15 protein-coding genes and 1 pseudogene are annotated in these 15083 nt (G+C 34.6%); 15 read left to right on the top strand and 1 reads right to left on the bottom strand.

Translation table 11 applies throughout. From position 1 onward, the window contains the following. The first annotated feature begins 27 nt into the window (after nt 1–27). The 13 genes from J1N09_RS03025 (at nt 28) to J1N09_RS02965 (ending at nt 13903) form a co-directional block, all read left to right on the top strand. Nucleotides 28–1299 (top strand): phosphatidylserine decarboxylase, encoded by a 1272-nt coding sequence (locus J1N09_RS03025; protein ID WP_265198024.1) that lies wholly within the window; start codon nt 28–30, stop codon nt 1297–1299. A 236-nt stretch (nt 1300–1535) separates the two neighbouring features. Further along, entirely contained in the window at nt 1536–2111 is a 576-nt protein-coding gene (locus tag J1N09_RS03020) for a hypothetical protein (protein ID WP_265198023.1), read from the top strand. A 111-nt stretch (nt 2112–2222) separates the two neighbouring features. Further along, nucleotides 2223–2717, top strand: a complete 495-nt coding sequence (locus tag J1N09_RS03015) for a GNAT family N-acetyltransferase (RefSeq protein WP_265198022.1) — start codon at nt 2223–2225, stop codon at nt 2715–2717. Between the two features lie 129 nt (nt 2718–2846). Next, on the top strand, nt 2847–4565 hold the full coding sequence (locus tag J1N09_RS03010; RefSeq protein WP_265198021.1) for a serine hydrolase domain-containing protein: 1719 nt from the start codon (nt 2847–2849) through the stop codon (nt 4563–4565). A 184-nt stretch (nt 4566–4749) separates the two neighbouring features. Further along, the gene (locus J1N09_RS03005) at nt 4750–5124 is read left to right on the top strand and encodes a hypothetical protein (RefSeq protein ID WP_265198020.1); all 375 of its coding nucleotides are present in this window, start codon (nt 4750–4752) and stop codon (nt 5122–5124) included. A 209-nt stretch (nt 5125–5333) separates the two neighbouring features. Beyond that, the gene (locus tag J1N09_RS03000) at nt 5334–7061 is read left to right on the top strand and encodes an amidohydrolase (protein ID WP_265198019.1); all 1728 of its coding nucleotides are present in this window, start codon (nt 5334–5336) and stop codon (nt 7059–7061) included. Nucleotides 7062–7230: 169 nt separating this feature from the next. Further along, complete coding sequence (locus J1N09_RS02995) at nt 7231–8172, top strand: aldo/keto reductase (RefSeq protein WP_265198018.1); 942 nt, start codon at nt 7231–7233, stop codon at nt 8170–8172. A gap of 249 nt (nt 8173–8421) precedes the next feature. Further along, nucleotides 8422–9489 carry a hypothetical protein gene (locus J1N09_RS02990; protein ID WP_265198017.1) on the top strand — a complete coding sequence of 356 codons (1068 nt, stop codon included), beginning with the start codon at nt 8422–8424 and terminating at the stop codon, nt 9487–9489. Between the two features lie 114 nt (nt 9490–9603). Then, nucleotides 9604–10197, top strand: coding sequence for a hypothetical protein (locus J1N09_RS02985; RefSeq protein ID WP_265198016.1), 594 nt, complete (start codon nt 9604–9606; stop codon nt 10195–10197). Between the two features lie 103 nt (nt 10198–10300). Further along, a complete protein-coding gene (locus J1N09_RS02980) occupies nt 10301–11353 on the top strand; it encodes a two-component regulator propeller domain-containing protein (RefSeq protein ID WP_265198015.1) in 1053 nt (350 codons plus the stop codon). 225 nt (nt 11354–11578) lie between these two features. After that, nucleotides 11579–12307 carry a DUF6090 family protein gene (locus J1N09_RS02975; RefSeq protein WP_265198014.1) on the top strand — a complete coding sequence of 243 codons (729 nt, stop codon included), beginning with the start codon at nt 11579–11581 and terminating at the stop codon, nt 12305–12307. A gap of 122 nt (nt 12308–12429) precedes the next feature. Beyond that, nucleotides 12430–13362, top strand: coding sequence for an ester cyclase (locus tag J1N09_RS02970; RefSeq protein WP_265198013.1), 933 nt, complete (start codon nt 12430–12432; stop codon nt 13360–13362). A 115-nt stretch (nt 13363–13477) separates the two neighbouring features. Then, nucleotides 13478–13903: a DUF3788 domain-containing protein gene (locus J1N09_RS02965; RefSeq protein ID WP_265198012.1), complete on the top strand. Its 426-nt coding sequence runs from the start codon at nt 13478–13480 to the stop codon at nt 13901–13903. A gap of 74 nt (nt 13904–13977) precedes the next feature. On the opposite strand, the gene J1N09_RS02960 is transcribed toward J1N09_RS02965, so the two are convergent. Beyond that, nucleotides 13978–14106, bottom strand: a complete 129-nt coding sequence (locus J1N09_RS02960) for a hypothetical protein (RefSeq protein WP_265198010.1) — start codon at nt 14104–14106, stop codon at nt 13978–13980. Between the two features lie 113 nt (nt 14107–14219). Between J1N09_RS02960 and J1N09_RS02955 the strand changes: the two genes are divergently transcribed. Both J1N09_RS02955 and J1N09_RS02950 read left to right on the top strand, forming a co-directional pair. Continuing rightward, nucleotides 14220–14729, top strand: a complete 510-nt coding sequence (locus J1N09_RS02955) for a DUF3124 domain-containing protein (protein WP_265198009.1) — start codon at nt 14220–14222, stop codon at nt 14727–14729. A gap of 60 nt (nt 14730–14789) precedes the next feature. Continuing rightward, a pseudogene (locus J1N09_RS02950) lies at nt 14790–14996 on the top strand (MarC family protein); the annotation flags it as partial. Nucleotides 14997–15083 lie beyond the last annotated feature (87 nt).

Here is a 15083-nt window from a genome sequence, read left to right as displayed (position 1 = left end):
CTAAAGTAAATTTAAACAATGATAAATATGAAATATTATCGAAATCTCTTACTGATACTAATTATAGTCATTGGTATTTTTTCCTGTAATTCACCCAAAAAGGGCACCGAATACGGAAAAGCAACAAAAGAACTAATCACTCTTTTAGACAATAATCCAGAACTTAAGTCAATGCTAGTATCTTCCATAGAAAAAGCTAAAGAAATAAACCCAGACAGAAACACAAACCCTGCTCAGAACCTTGAAGAATATTATGAGTTTATTACTTGGACGGAAACAACAATGCCTTGGGCAGTAGTTAAAAAGGAAAAATATCCTGAGATATTTGATAATATATTTCAAAGCTTTGGTGCGTTTTATTTCCTAATTGATCAACCAATACCAGAGCTTGAAGGAAAAGGATTGGTCAATAATTCTCTCCAGTATTATGAACCATTTACAAAATGGTTAACAAGCTTCAGCAAATCTTGGGGTGCTTTTCTAGACACTGAAGAGTCTTGGAATGATGAATATTATCAAATGGCATTAAACGATACCGCATTTGGATTGCAAAATGGGTGGTATGAGGACCCTTCGAACTGGAAAACCTTTAATCAGTTCTTTGCGAGATATTTAAAAACCCCTGACATGCGCCCTATTGCAAGTCCTGATGATGAGTCTAAAGTAGCTTCTTTTGCCGATTCGCAACCAATGGGTGTTTGGAAGATAGACAATAATTCGAATCTGATAGGAAAAGAAGGGGTTCCTGTAAAGTCTGCAACGCTAAAATCCATATCAAAACTTATTGGTGATGACAGTGAATACAAAGATGCATTTGCAAACGGCACATTTACTCATTCCTTTTTAAATGTAAACGACTATCACAGATATCACTTTCCATTAGGTGGAACAATAAAAGAGGCCCGAATAATTCAAGGTGCCAATCCAACAGGTGGTCAACTGTGGTGGGATAAGGAAAACAACAGGTATGCATTTAATCCAAGTGCTAAAACGGGATGGCAATCTGTTGAGACAAGAGGATGTGTTATATTGGAAACTGCGGAATATGGACTGGTCGCTTTAATGCCTATCGGTATGGGAGTTGTCGGTTCAGTCAATTTTGAAGAAAATATTACTACTGGAACAATTGTAAAAAAAGGTGATATGCTTGGGCATTTTGCCTTCGGTGGTTCTGATTTTATAATGATTTTTCAAGATGGTGTTTCATTCACTTTGGACGCTCCAATGCAAGAAGATGGGAACTCTTACAATCATATGTTAATGGGTGAACAATTAGGAATATTATCTAAACAGAAATAACGAAACGCCAACAATGGCTATAAGTAACCCACCAAAGGCGGACGGGTTGCTTCTACTCGCCTACTTCTGAAAATTTGCTTACGCACAGTTCGCACTTCGTGCTCGTGTCTCGCGGATTTTCAGCTTGGAGCGTACTTGCAACCCGCCCGAACGTACCGTTCGGTACGGGCGGGAGTTAAGTGCTAAACCACGTAACTACTCATAGCCGAGACCGTTAGCACTTATTGGAGAAAAAAATGAAACGATTAATAAAATTCATAGAAAAGAATATTTCAGGGAAAAAGGTTTTAGGACTTTTTGTCTTGACCAATCTTGTTTACACCTTAATGCGGACTGTGACAATTCCCAAAACAATGGAATTCTCTAACGGAATGAAATTATTGGATATGATGCCCACAGGATATGATTTGAAATATGTAAGTGAATTATTCACTTCGCTTGGAGAAAATGGACGTTTGACATATCTAACCAACCAAATACCTGTTGATATGATTTACCCACTACTATTCGGACTTTCTTACTGTTTGATTTTGGGATATTTCTTGAAAAAATTGAACAAATTAAATTCCCCATATATTTATCTCTGCCTAATACCGATAATTGCAGGAATTGCAGATTATTTGGAAAATATCGGAATTATCACAATGCTTAAAAATTATCCCGAATTGAAAGAGACTACAGTTTATACAACTAATATATTTTCAGTTATAAAAAGCATTTCAACAAGTATATTTTTTATTGCATTAATAGTAGTCTTAATAACACTTGGAATAAAAGTATTAAACCGAAAAACAAGTGCTAGCAAAGTATAAAAATTATGGCGGGTTCAAGCCATTATTTCCACTCCCCTAATTTTAAGTAAATTAGTCCTGGCGGACTAAAACGAAACGCTCCAAGCCGCCACAGATTTTTATACATAACGGTTGTACGCCATTATAATTAACATCATCAACTCATCATTAAAAATAATATCTGTAAGAGAACATCCAGCCTACAAGGACAAGGCAATTGACTATCTTCAAAAAAGTTGGCCAAGTGTTCTTCCAATCATTTATGAAGACTGTATTTCCAATAGCTTAAACGCAAAAAACCCTCTACCTCAGTGGTATTTACTCGAATTAAATGGCTTGTTAATTGGTTGCGCCGGACTAATTACTAATGATTTTATCAGCCGTGGGGAATTATATCCTTGGCTTTGCGCTCTATTCATTGATGAAAAATATAGAGGCAATGATTATGGATCCCTTTTAATTGATAGGGCAAAACGTGACACTAAAAAATTTGGGTTTGATTATCTATATCTGTGTACGGGTCATATCGGGTATTACGAAAAATATGACTTTAAATATATTGGTCAAGGATATCACCCTTGGGGAGAAGAATCAAGAATTTATGAATCGTTATTAAATAAAGACTAACAGCGTACAACAACGTGTATAACCCAAAAATTATTACCTTCAAATCATAATAATTTTTTGTGTAACTCCTGAGTTAGTGTTAACCAGCTCAGGTCCTTCACGAACACGTTGTAAGCAATTAGTCCAACAATGAAACTACTCAAGAAACAGATATTAGGATATGCATTGACATTATTCTTTTTTAACTATACTATTTCGCAAGTTTCGAATAATGAATTAAAGGCGGAAGTTGATGCAATTTTTTCAAAACAATTTAATGATTCGATTCCAGGTGCGGCAGTTGCTATTTTAAAGAATGGGGAACTAATCATTACTAGTGGTTATGGAATGGCTAATATGGAATATAATATTCCCATAACCTCTCGAACTAGATTTCATTTGGTTTCCGCGAGCAAACAGTTTACGGCTTTTGCAATATTAAAACTTGAGCAAGAAGGCGTTCTCTCGCTTAAAGACGATATTCGCAAATACATACCTGAACTTCATGATTTTGGTTTTAAAATTACAATAGAGCATCTTTTAACTCATACTTCGGGTCTTCGACAAGAGACGTCTTTAGAATCTATTGTAGGCTATTGGAAGAGTCAAGCATTTTTTCAAGAACGTGCACTTGAACTAATCTTAAATCAAAGAGAATTAAATTTTGAACCAGGAAGTAAATTTAGGTATAGTAATTCTGGATGGACATTACTTGCTGAAATTATAGAACGAGTAACTAAAGAACCCTTTGGAACCTGGATGAAGAAAAAAATATTTGAGCCTATTAAAATGTTTGATACTTCAATAATTACAGGCATCAGAGAAATTATTCCAAATCGTGCAGATTCTTATGATAAAAATAAAAATGGATTCTTTAAAGACTCTGGTAACTTATGGGCTTTTTATGGAGGAACAGGCGTGTATTCGAATTCTTTAGACTTATCCAAATGGCTTTTATATTTAGACAACCCTTCACCAAATGACATCAATCTTATTGATAAAATGCAACAACCAGCTGTTCTTAATAATGGAGATGAAATCACTTGGGGTCTTGGCTTAATAATAAATAAGGGCATTGGTGGTGAAACAAAAATATGGCACTCAGGAGATTCGGCAGGTTATCATACATGGATTGGTCGTTATCCAGAATCTAATTTGGGTATAATAATTCTTTCAAATTATGACGCGTTCGATCCTGAATATGCCGCTGACCAAATTGCTGAACTATTTATTTCAAAGAATAAAAAGGAAGAGGTTAATATTATTCCTAAAATCAATGATGAGACACTTATCACTAACTATAATACTATAACTGGTTATTATAAATCTATTCCAACACCATACTGGTATATTGGGGAATTATGGCAAGTACTAAAGAAGAATAATCAATTTTTTTTTAGCCCGAATAACGGTGTTAATATTCCAATGAAACTAAATGCTAAATCCCTTTTTGAATTGGAAAATACACCACTTAAAATTTTATTTAGTAAAGATTCAGAATCGCAATTAAAGCTTACATTAATTGGTCCAGAAGGAAATCAAGATGCACTTAAAATAAACGATGAATCTTACTCATTGAGCGAATTAGAAATTTTAGATTATAAAGGGAAATACTTAAGCCCTGAATTAAATATAGAATATGAGATCTTTATTTCGAAGGGAGAATTAAAAGTTAAACATAACACAACAATGTCTAATAGATTGTGGTGGGATTTTGATTTAAAACCTTTATCGAAAGATTACTTTGTTTCAAACAGGAGTTTTTTTACTTATGTGAAATTTGAAAGGGATACGAACGGTGAAGTAATTGGCTTGCGAGTTACTAGTAATAATGAGCGAGTGGAAAAACTATGGTTCAAAAAGTTATAAAAACTGCTTACAACAACGCGTATAACCCAAGCTGGTAATTATACCCCAAAAATTATTACCTTCAAATCATAATAATTTTTTGTGTAACTCCTGAGTTAGTGTTAACCAGCTCAGGTCCTTCACGAAAACGTTGGCCTTCATTGTAATCTGAAACTTGAATTAATAAAAACATATCGATAGAAATATGGAGTTTTTCCGAATTGTTAAAGCGAAAGTGCAGGAAAGTGATATTCAAAGAACTTTAACTCTGAGCAATCTGGAATCAATGAGTAATGATATTTTCGTAATAGGCGACCAAATCAAAGATAAAGCCAGTATAGGAGGCGTTTGGGGAGAATTTACTCTAACTCGGTCTGAAATAAAAGGCGGTTTACGGTTTGCATTAGCGGAATGCCCAAATGCGTTATGCTGGACTGTTACTACAGGATTTCCACCAGATCCTAACTCAATAGTGATTCATTTAACAATTAATCGCCTACAAAAAGATTCGTCATTTATTGAAGAGGTAGAAGAGTTCCTGGATGATCACAAAGACTGTTTGCTAGAAATATACTCTTAGATTACAACGAAAGACCAACAGTGGCTATATCCAATTTCTCGTTTTTGCTTTCAGGAAATTCATATCTTTAAACAAAACTAAATCAGTCCGGGAATGTTTCATCGCGGCTCCCTTCTCCCCCTACGCGCCTGCCGCCAACGTTAATAAACACAGCCGCATGTTGCCAACAGGGTCGAAGGTCGCAACCAGCTCAGGTCATACACTTAAAGTTGGCAACAATTAGAAAAAACAAAATAATAATGACAAAAAAAATCTTGCTTCTAATTTTAGGAATAACTCTTATTTATTCTTGCAAAAAAACTGAAACATCAAATCCATCTACTGTCTACTATAATGGAGATATTATTACAATGGTTGGTGATTCACCGAATTATGTTGAAGCCGTTGTTGAAAAAGATGGAAAAATCATTTTTACTGGTTCTAGCGAAGAAGCAATGACAATCGCTGGAAAAGGTCACATTATGACTAATCTGGAAGGAAAAACGCTCGTTCCAGGATTAATTGATGGTCATGCCCATTTTGCCAATTTTGGTGCACAAGCTATTGGTGCGCAATTATTAGCTTCACCAGACGCCAATGTTGATGACATGGAAACTTTAATTTCAGTTCTAAAGGAATGGAATACACCAGAAAATAGAGCATTGACTGGCTGGATTTTTGGTACTGGATTTGATGATTCAATCTTGAAGGAAAAAAGATTTCCCACTAAACACGACTTGGATGAAGTAAGTACAGAATTTCCAATTATGATAACACATATTTCAGGTCACTTTGCTGTTGTCAACTCAATAGGATTAGAGAAGTTGGGAATTGATGAAAACAGTAAAAATCCTGAAGGCGGTATTATAAGACGCGAAAACAACTCTACAGAACCCAATGGAGTTTTAGAAGAACTAGCTGCAATCCCTTATATGCTGCAAGCTATTGCGCCCAAATCTGAGGAAGCCGTGATTAGATTTTTCGAAGCCGGTCAAGAAATGGCTTTATCCTATGGATATACAACTGCTCAGGAAGGAAGAGCAATGCAAAATCATGAAATGCTAGTTGCAATGGCTGAAAAGGATAAATACAAAATTGATGTAGTAAGCTATATAGACTACGCATTTGTAGATAAATACATGGATAGTAAATGGAATAGCAAAGATTATACTAATAAATATAGGATTGGTGGAATGAAAGTAACATTAGATGGTTCACCACAGGGTAGAACTGCATGGAGAACTGAACCTTATCTCATTCCACCAGATGGAATGCCTCATGACTATAGTGGTTATCCAGCAATTCCAAATGATAGTGTACTTACTTCTATATTAGAAAAAGGTTTCAAGAATAATTGGCAAATTTTATCCCATACTAATGGCGATGCTGCAATTGACCAGTTTATTAGAACCATGAAACCATTACAAGAAAACTATGGTCAAGAAAATAGAAGAGATGTAATAATCCACGGGCAATATATTCGTGAAGACCAACTAGACGAAGCTAAAGAAATGAAAATGATTGCGTCATTATTTCCATTGCACACTTTTTATTGGGGAGATTGGCATACTCAATTAATAGGAGATTCTTTAGTCCAAAGTATAAGTCCAGTAAAAACAGCACTAAAAAAGGGTATGGACATTACTATTCACACAGATGCACCAGTTGCATTGCCTAATTTAATGCGCGTTTTATGGACAGCAGTAGAGCGAACTTCTCGTTCAGGCAAAATCATTGGTCCTGATGAAAGGTTATCACCATATGAGGCCTTACAGGCAATAACGATATGGTCAGCTTACCAACATTTCGAGGAAGACAGAAAAGGAAGTCTTGAAAAAGGAAAACTCGCTGATTTTGTGATTTTAGATAAAAATCCATTAAAAGTGAATCCTGAAAAAATAAAAGAGATACAAGTTTTAAAAACCATCAAAGAAGGAGAAATTATTTACGAAAAATAACTATTGCCAATAATGGCTATAAGTAACCCGCCCGAACGTGCCGTTCGTTACGGGCGGGAGTTAATTACTAAACCACGCAACTACTCATAGCCGAGACCGTTGGCAACTTTAAAAAAAATATTGATTAATAATAAATGTATTAATTCTTTTAAAAAGATTTTTCGACTCAATGAAATATAAAAAATACATTAAAAATTCTATAAATATTTCTGAAATAGGCCTTGGAGCATGGCAATTAGGACAAAACTCTGGTTGGAAAAGCATGACAGAAACTAAAGCCATTAAACTTGTTCATAAGTCCTTAGATTTCGGAATTAACTTTTTTGATACTGCCCCAAATTATGGACATGGAACTGGTGAGGAAAGATTAGGCAAGGCTCTTAAAGGTGCTGACCGAAGTAAAATTGTAATTAATACGAAATTTGGTCATACACATACTGGTACTTTAAACTTTAATTCTAATTATATAAGGGAATCTTTAGAAGGAAGCTTAAAAAGGCTCCAAGTAGAGTATGTTGACTCACTGATAATTCACAACCCACCTTCTAAATATTTTGATGGAAATAAAAATGACCATTACGAAATACTTGAGAAATTAATTGAAGAAGGAAAAATAAAGGCATACGGGGCTTCTTTAGACACCTATGAGGACATGAAGTTGTTAATGGATACAACAAACTCAAAAGTAATGGAGGTATTTTTTAATATCTTTCATCAGGATACTTTGCGCGGATTTGAACAAGCACAAAATGAAAAAGTTGGAATTATTGTGAAAATTCCGCTTGATTCTGGCTGGTTAACTGGCAAATATAATTCCGAAAGTAGTTTTAAAGATATTAGAAGTAGATGGACTAAAGAAGATATAGAAACCAGAGCTAAACTAGTAAACAAAGTTAAGTCTATATTTGGAACTGAGGAAAACCTAGCTCAAAAAGCAATAGCTTTCTGTTTGTCTTATGATGCAGTTTCTACCGTTATTCCTGGTAATGTAACTATCGAACAGCTAACGAGCAATGTCCAAAGTATTGATATTTCTCTTTCACGCAGTCTCATAGAAGAACTTGAAAAGTTATATCAAACTGAAATTAAAAAACGAAACCTCCCTTGGTAATAAAAAAATTAAAATAAACGTTGCCTAATAATGGCTATAAGTAACCAGCCCGACAGAATCGTTCTGGCGGGTTGCTTGTTCTCGCCGACTTCTGAAAATTTGCTTACGCACAGTTCGCACTTCGTGCTCGTGTCATTACAATTCTCTATCTTTCGTTTACGGCGGAAAGAATCCTGCGGATCTTTCCGTAACCAAACTATACATAAAAACGTTGTAAAAAATAATTAAACTAACATAGACCAGAACAAAATGAAAAATACATTATTAATTATTAGCTTACTAATATGCTTTGCTTCACAAGGTCAGGAATATGTATTTATTCCTGATAGTTTAAAATTGCTTCCGATGCAAGAACTGGTAAAAAAAGAACCACCTGCCGATTTTGAACCAGTTTATTATGAGGATGGGACAATAGCATCTTTTAAAGATGTATTGCCATTAATAATGGAACAAAAATTAGTACCTCAAATGTTTGTTGCTGAAAATGGAGAATACAAAGCCTTGGTTGTTAAAAGCCTCCTTAAAAATGAGGACATAAGAATTATCTATGATAACATTCCTGAATCATTGAAAAAACAAGGTTATTCTTTTGGAAACCCTAATAGTGATAAAGTAATTATATACCTACAAGGAGGTCCTGTAAATCAAATGACAACCTACGGTTTTGAGATGCTCATGAATCTTACGGGCGGAATAGATGAGAACAATTATTTTTTAATCAACATGCGCGAATCACAAACACTGCATCCTGAAGAAACAGAAAATGAGGAGATATCGTGGGAACAGGCAAAAAATTATAATGAAAAAACGACTCAAACGCTATTTGAGCTCATAAGTTTTTTTAAATCACAAAAGAAAAAAGTATATGTTGTTGGCGGGTCATATGGCTCTTTAGTTGGTCTAAAATCTATTGTTGATTATGACAATATTGCAGACAGATATTTATTAATGGTAGGTAGACTTGATATGACTAAAGAAATCAGTGAAGCTTATTCTAAGGGATTCGAGGCTAATTTTGAATCAGATGCTATCACACCAATAATTGGTGAAAAATCAGACAATATTTATACAGTTAACATGCGAAAAATTGCCGCAGCTATAAATAGAGACGAGAAATATACCGAATTACTAAAAGACATCGACCTCTCTAATCTAATATATATCTATATCGAAAATGACCAAAGAGTTGGAAAACTAACTCAACATGAAATTGAGTTCCTTGAGTCTAAAAATGCCGATGTGATGAGTGTAAAAGGAGAGCATGGCAATTGGACAGAACATTTAAAAATGGGACTTCAACTATTGTTAGATAAATAAGTGCCTTCTAACATTACTTTTTACAACAAAGGCTATAAATCAGCTCAGATGGTTAAGTGAATTGGAATTCCTACATTTATTTAAAAAAGTAAAAGTAAAATATAAATCAAGAATATGAAAAACCAATTTCTAGTATTACTTGCAGTATTAATACTTAGTGCCTGTAATGACAACACTAAATCTGGTATAACCCAACAACCAACTCTGGCTGATTATTCGGTTGGTGAAAAATGGGTTTGGAAATACAAAGGTGTGACTACTGAAGGAGAAGTGCGCTCTGATGGAAAAGATACAAGAGAAATAGTTAGTTCTAACGGAGTTTTAGGCATGACAATCGGTAAGGACACCATTCCCGTTACCGAAATTGTTAAACCAGAAGAAAGCGAAACACCAAAGTATGACTGGCCTCTCGAAGTGGGTAAAAAGTGGAAGTATGAAAACAATTGGACAAGCCAGGACGGCACAACAGGAAAACAAAGTCAAGATGCCGAAATACTATCATATCAGGAAGAAACAGTAGAAGCTGGAACATTTATGGCCTACACAATTAAATACACTGGTAAAACCACCAATTCCAGGGGGTATAGTGCAGATGAAACAGAAGTTTGGTTATATGCTCCTGCTGTAAAAACTTTCATAAAACTTACTCAAGATCAAGGTGATTTTCACTATGTAGAGGAATTGATCGAATACTCAAAACCAAAATAAATAAACAAATGTCAACAACGCATAAGCGGCATTAAAACGAATGCTTATACTTGAACGTTAGCGGTAACTTTATGACGATACTGTGACCATCAAACAGACAACAATGCAATTAAACATACTTTTATTTCTGAGTATTTTAGCTCTGATGACATCGTGCAATGGACAGATCTCTAATAAGAAAAAAAACACTGATCATTTTAAAGAACTATTGGTAAAGGGCGACACCGTAAAAGAAATTGGAAGCAGCATAATGGTTGTTTATCAAGACAAAAAGAATATTTATTGGTTTGGAAGTTGGAATACGGGAGTGTATAGATATGATGGAAAGACTTTGATTAATTATACAACAAAACATGGATTGCCAAATAATAGAGTTGATGAAATAAAAGAAGATAAATCAGGCAATATTTACTTCATTAGTTGTTCTCCTCAATCGACAATTGTAAAATTCAACGGACAATCATTTACTACAATCACAGCAACCCAAAGCAATGAATGGAAACTTCAATCCAATGATTTGTGGTTTAGAAATACTTATCAAACTGAAAAAGTATATCGGTATGACGGTACTACTTTATATGAATTGCAATTGCCCAAACCACCAAACCTATCCAATTCTTTTGAAATCTATAGCATTTATAAAGACAAGAAAGGAAACATTTGGTTTGGCACAAACCCTGTTGGAGTTTGCCGATACGATGGAAAATCGTTTGATTGGATTACAGAAGAGGATGTAACAGAATTTCGCAACGAAGGAGCGAACGGAGTGCGTTCAATTACGGAAGACAAAAATGGCGACTTTTGGTTCAATACCGAATATCGTTATAGTGTTTACGACAGCGCAGCATTAAAAAGCAATAAATTTTACACAAGACACGAAAGCATAGGGGGTTTAGATGGAAAAAAGGACAGCGATTTGGACGAATATCTTTCAACAGTAAGAGACAACAATAATAATTTGTGGTTTGTAACCTATCGTAATGGCGTTTGGAAATACGATGGAACGAAAATTACTCATTATGTAGTTCAAGATAATTCAAAAGACATTACTTTATTCAGCATTAACAAAGATAACTATGGCGACCTTTGGCTTGGAACACATGAAAATGGAGCATTTAAATTTAATGGATCAACTTTTGTGAAATTTAAGCCATGACGAATGACAGAAGAGCTACCACTAACAGCGGCTATAAATCAGCTCAAATTGAGCTGATTTGATTGTCTTTTCATCTAATAAAGTAGACGGCTGAATTCGACAACTCTCTCTAGTGCTTTTGGGTAAGAAAATTTACCCAAAAGTCCTAAGCCGTGAACGTCGTGCTTTAATATAACCAACCGCTAACCAATGATTAAGTTTTTTAGACGTATTAGATACAACCTTATGAGTGAAAACAAAACTGGAAAATATTTTAAATATGCCATTGGAGAAATTTTACTTGTCGTAATTGGAATTCTGATTGCACTTCAGATAAATAATTGGAACGAAAACCGAAAAAATAAAATTGCTGAAGCAGATTATTATTGTAGAATTTTAGATGACTTTGAATTCAATGAAAAATTAATTGATGAAACTTCTGAACTAATAACCAACAGAATAAAGCTCTGCAAAGAACTTATCATGGATTTAAACAACATACCTAATAAGAGAAGTAAAATCCTAAATGATTTTGTGGTTGCCGTAAGACAAGATGTTTTTGTACCCAGCAGTATTACTTTTGACGATTTAACATCTTCAGGACAGTTGAAACTGTTAACAGATATTAAATTGAAGAACAGACTGATCAAGCATAGTACATATTTGAACAATACGTTGAATCTTCTTCAGGAAAATCGGAATGAGCTAATCAAAAGAATGATGGATTATGAATCCACAAGTGAATTTGGATATCAAGATATTGATTATTTAAATCGAGAACTTGATAAAGAACTTATTGCTCTATTGCCAAAAAACAACTGGACAAATGACCCTGATAGTCCAATGTTCTTAAAGTTTCAGGATAATCTTGTTTTTTTTACGGCTATGCTCATTAGACAGAAACAGCATTTATCTAATTTAAAAAAGGAAATGCAAGAACCTATAGAACTGTTAAAAGATAAAAAGTGCAAATAACGAAAGCACTACAAGGCTATAAATTATCGCCAGGATCTCGAGCTAAAATCGCTAAATTCATCAACAAACTAATACTCACGGCGAATCCGACGCTCCCACGGCAACAATTAAAAAACGCGACTATGAAAAGAACAATGAGAAATGTAATATTATCTCTAATAGTACTTTCCAGCTTATTTATCAGTTGTGAGTCAAATCAAGACAAAGCTAAATTGACGAAAAAGGTTCTTGAGGCACCAGAGGAAAAAATACTGAATCCAGAAGAACAAGAAATAAAAGCCATTGTAGAAAAATTATTGATGCTTGTAGGTAATTCTGACTTTCAGGCGTTGGATTCCATAATTTCAGACAAGGCAAACCTGGCAAGTGCAATAATTAGAGATGGAGTCTCGAAAAATTCCGTCATCACAATTGGTGAATATTTTGAATCGCAAAAAAACCGGGAACGGAAGCCCTTTTACGAACCCGTGAATGAATACAAAATCCTTATAAATAAAGGGCAAATCGCTTTTGTTTGGGCTGATGCCACCCTACATTCCTATGGTGTTCCACGGACAAATAATATTGACAATTTCACCCTAATCAAGGAAGATGGTAAATGGCAATTCATTAACATCTCATTCACCAATACACCCTTACCAGAAGAGTTGAAAAAATTTGATTTGGAGGTTTTTGCCAAGAGTTATGCACAAGTGTGGTGCAGTCAAAGACCAAATTTTGTCTCATCCTTTTTCGCTGAAGATGGCGTTCTACGGATAAATGATGGCTCACCAGCAAAAGGAACGGAAGCGATAACAAATGTCGCTAAAGGATTTATGGACGCTTTTCCGGATATGGTTGTTTCAATGGATAGTCTAATTACCAAATCGGAGAAAACGCGATTCTATTGGACTCTGACTGGAACAAACAACGGAACCAATGGAACCGGAAATAAAGTAAACATTAGCGGATTTGAAGAATGGACTTTAAATAAAGATGGGCTAATCCAAGAATCAAAAGGCTATTTTGATGAAAAGGAGTATAATCGACAACTTGAATTTGGGTTAGATAAATAAAAACTGCTGCCAACAATGTATATAGTGCATACCCTGAGGGATACGCACCATACACATACGGCTGAATACACTGCCCAATGAGTTTTCTTAGTAGCAATTAATTTTAAATTTTAATATGACAACAAAAAATGCACTCCAGCTCAAAGATGAATCAACTTATCCGGACAAAAGTGTCCTAACGTCTGTATTAGGTGAGTCTTTAGAGGTCTACGAAGAATTGCTAGGCCTTTTCGAAAAAAATAATCTTGATCATGAATGGCGTTATTACAAAGATGGGGGCGCATGGCTTTGTAAAGTTCAAAAAAAGAAAAAGATTATTGTATGGATGTCCATTTGGAAAGAGTTTATTCAAGCCGTAATTTATTTACCATTAAGATTACTTGATGAAATTCTTGATTTGGACATTCAGGATGATCTGAAAACAAAGATCACAGAAACTAAAAATGTAGGAAAATCCAAACCATGCATATTTGAAATTCGTGATAAAAGTTTGCTTTCTGATTTTGAAAAAGTAATTCTTTTTAAGTTAAAAAGTAAATGACAATATTGTCATACGACAAAGTCCATAACAATAGCTACAAATCAGCTCAATTCGTTCCGAATTGATTAATTTAACTACAAAATAACGTATCCATTGAAAATTCGAATTGACGTACCAGGCTTATTGGCGTCTAAAGTTACCCTAAATGCCTGGTCTCCTGGGCCGTTCGCATGTCGCTGAAGCTTCTCGGCCTTCGTAGCCATGCTGTTTGGGCGAAGGAGGTTAGCGGAGGCACAAATAGCTCGGCTTCAAAGGCGGTCCCACCGACGAATTTATAGCTGTGGACGTTACAGCATATTTTAAATATCGTACCGAGATGAAAAAAAAGTATTTAAGCATAATCATAATTGCCCTCCTTTTTAGTTGCAACGAAAAGACAGAAATTAGCTCTATTAGTCCAGAGAATTGGTCAGAACGGGCTATTAACTTAGCTTCAAAAGATTCACTTGAATTCGGGAAATCTTATCTATCTGTTTATTCTCAAATTTATAGCAACACTGAACATAGAACTCACAACTTAACTTCAATGATAAGTATGAGAAACACAAGTGAATTAGACACTATCTATCTTTTAAGAGCCGAATATTATGATACTAACGGAAAATCAGTTAGAAAATACTTTGATTCTCCAATCTTTTTAGCACCTATGGAGACTACAGAGATAATTATTGATGAAATTGATGTTTCTGGAGGAACAGGTTCAAACTTTATTTTGGAATGGAAAATTCCTAAAAACTGTCCAGAACCAATTTTTGAGGGAATAATGACTTCGACTATGGGACAACAAGGTTTATCTTTCACAACACAAGCAAAACGAATAAAATAAATGATTGAAATATTAACTACTATATTCTTTGTGTTTGCAGTAGTTGACCCAATCTGAAGCATACCAGTATATCTTGAGGCTACTTAAGAGTTTGATTTAGTCCACAAAAAGAAAATTGCAATCCAATAATCAATAATTGCATTCTTGACACTCTTATTTTTCACTGTAATGGGACAACTGATTTTAGAAGGAATGTCTGTATCACTTGATGCTTTCCAAATCTCTGTAGGAGTGATACTATTTTTGTTCGCACTTACTATGATATTTTGAGATGGTATATTAAGTGGAATTAGTAACTACTTCGGAAACATATAAAAAACTCTTGCCAACACCGTGTACAATTAAAGAAATGCA

Source organism: Aureitalea sp. L0-47, assembly GCF_026126405.1.
Classification (GTDB): domain Bacteria; phylum Bacteroidota; class Bacteroidia; order Flavobacteriales; family Flavobacteriaceae; genus Pukyongia.
The sequence above is the reverse complement of the archived record's forward strand: the minus strand, read 5'-3'. Positions and strand labels throughout refer to the sequence as shown.

Excerpts from the sequence above, each read along its gene's own strand:
- J1N09_RS02975 (WP_265198014.1), top strand. The coding sequence starts at position 11,579 with ATGAGTGAAAACAAAACTGGAAAATATTTTAAATATGCCATTGGAGAA.
- J1N09_RS02960 (WP_265198010.1), bottom strand. The coding sequence starts at position 14,106 with ATGGCTACGAAGGCCGAGAAGCTTCAGCGACATGCGAACGGCCCAGGA.
- J1N09_RS03010 (WP_265198021.1), top strand. The coding sequence starts at position 2,847 with ATGAAACTACTCAAGAAACAGATATTAGGATATGCATTGACATTATTC.
- J1N09_RS03020 (WP_265198023.1), top strand. The coding sequence starts at position 1,536 with ATGAAACGATTAATAAAATTCATAGAAAAGAATATTTCAGGGAAAAAG.
- J1N09_RS02985 (WP_265198016.1), top strand. The coding sequence starts at position 9,604 with ATGAAAAACCAATTTCTAGTATTACTTGCAGTATTAATACTTAGTGCC.
- J1N09_RS02980 (WP_265198015.1), top strand. The coding sequence starts at position 10,301 with ATGCAATTAAACATACTTTTATTTCTGAGTATTTTAGCTCTGATGACA.
- J1N09_RS02990 (WP_265198017.1), top strand. The coding sequence starts at position 8,422 with ATGAAAAATACATTATTAATTATTAGCTTACTAATATGCTTTGCTTCA.
- J1N09_RS03005 (WP_265198020.1), top strand. The coding sequence starts at position 4,750 with ATGGAGTTTTTCCGAATTGTTAAAGCGAAAGTGCAGGAAAGTGATATT.
- J1N09_RS02995 (WP_265198018.1), top strand. The coding sequence starts at position 7,231 with ATGAAATATAAAAAATACATTAAAAATTCTATAAATATTTCTGAAATA.
- J1N09_RS03025 (WP_265198024.1), top strand. The coding sequence starts at position 28 with ATGAAATATTATCGAAATCTCTTACTGATACTAATTATAGTCATTGGT.
- J1N09_RS02955 (WP_265198009.1), top strand. The coding sequence starts at position 14,220 with ATGAAAAAAAAGTATTTAAGCATAATCATAATTGCCCTCCTTTTTAGT.
- J1N09_RS02970 (WP_265198013.1), top strand. The coding sequence starts at position 12,430 with ATGAAAAGAACAATGAGAAATGTAATATTATCTCTAATAGTACTTTCC.
- J1N09_RS02965 (WP_265198012.1), top strand. The coding sequence starts at position 13,478 with ATGACAACAAAAAATGCACTCCAGCTCAAAGATGAATCAACTTATCCG.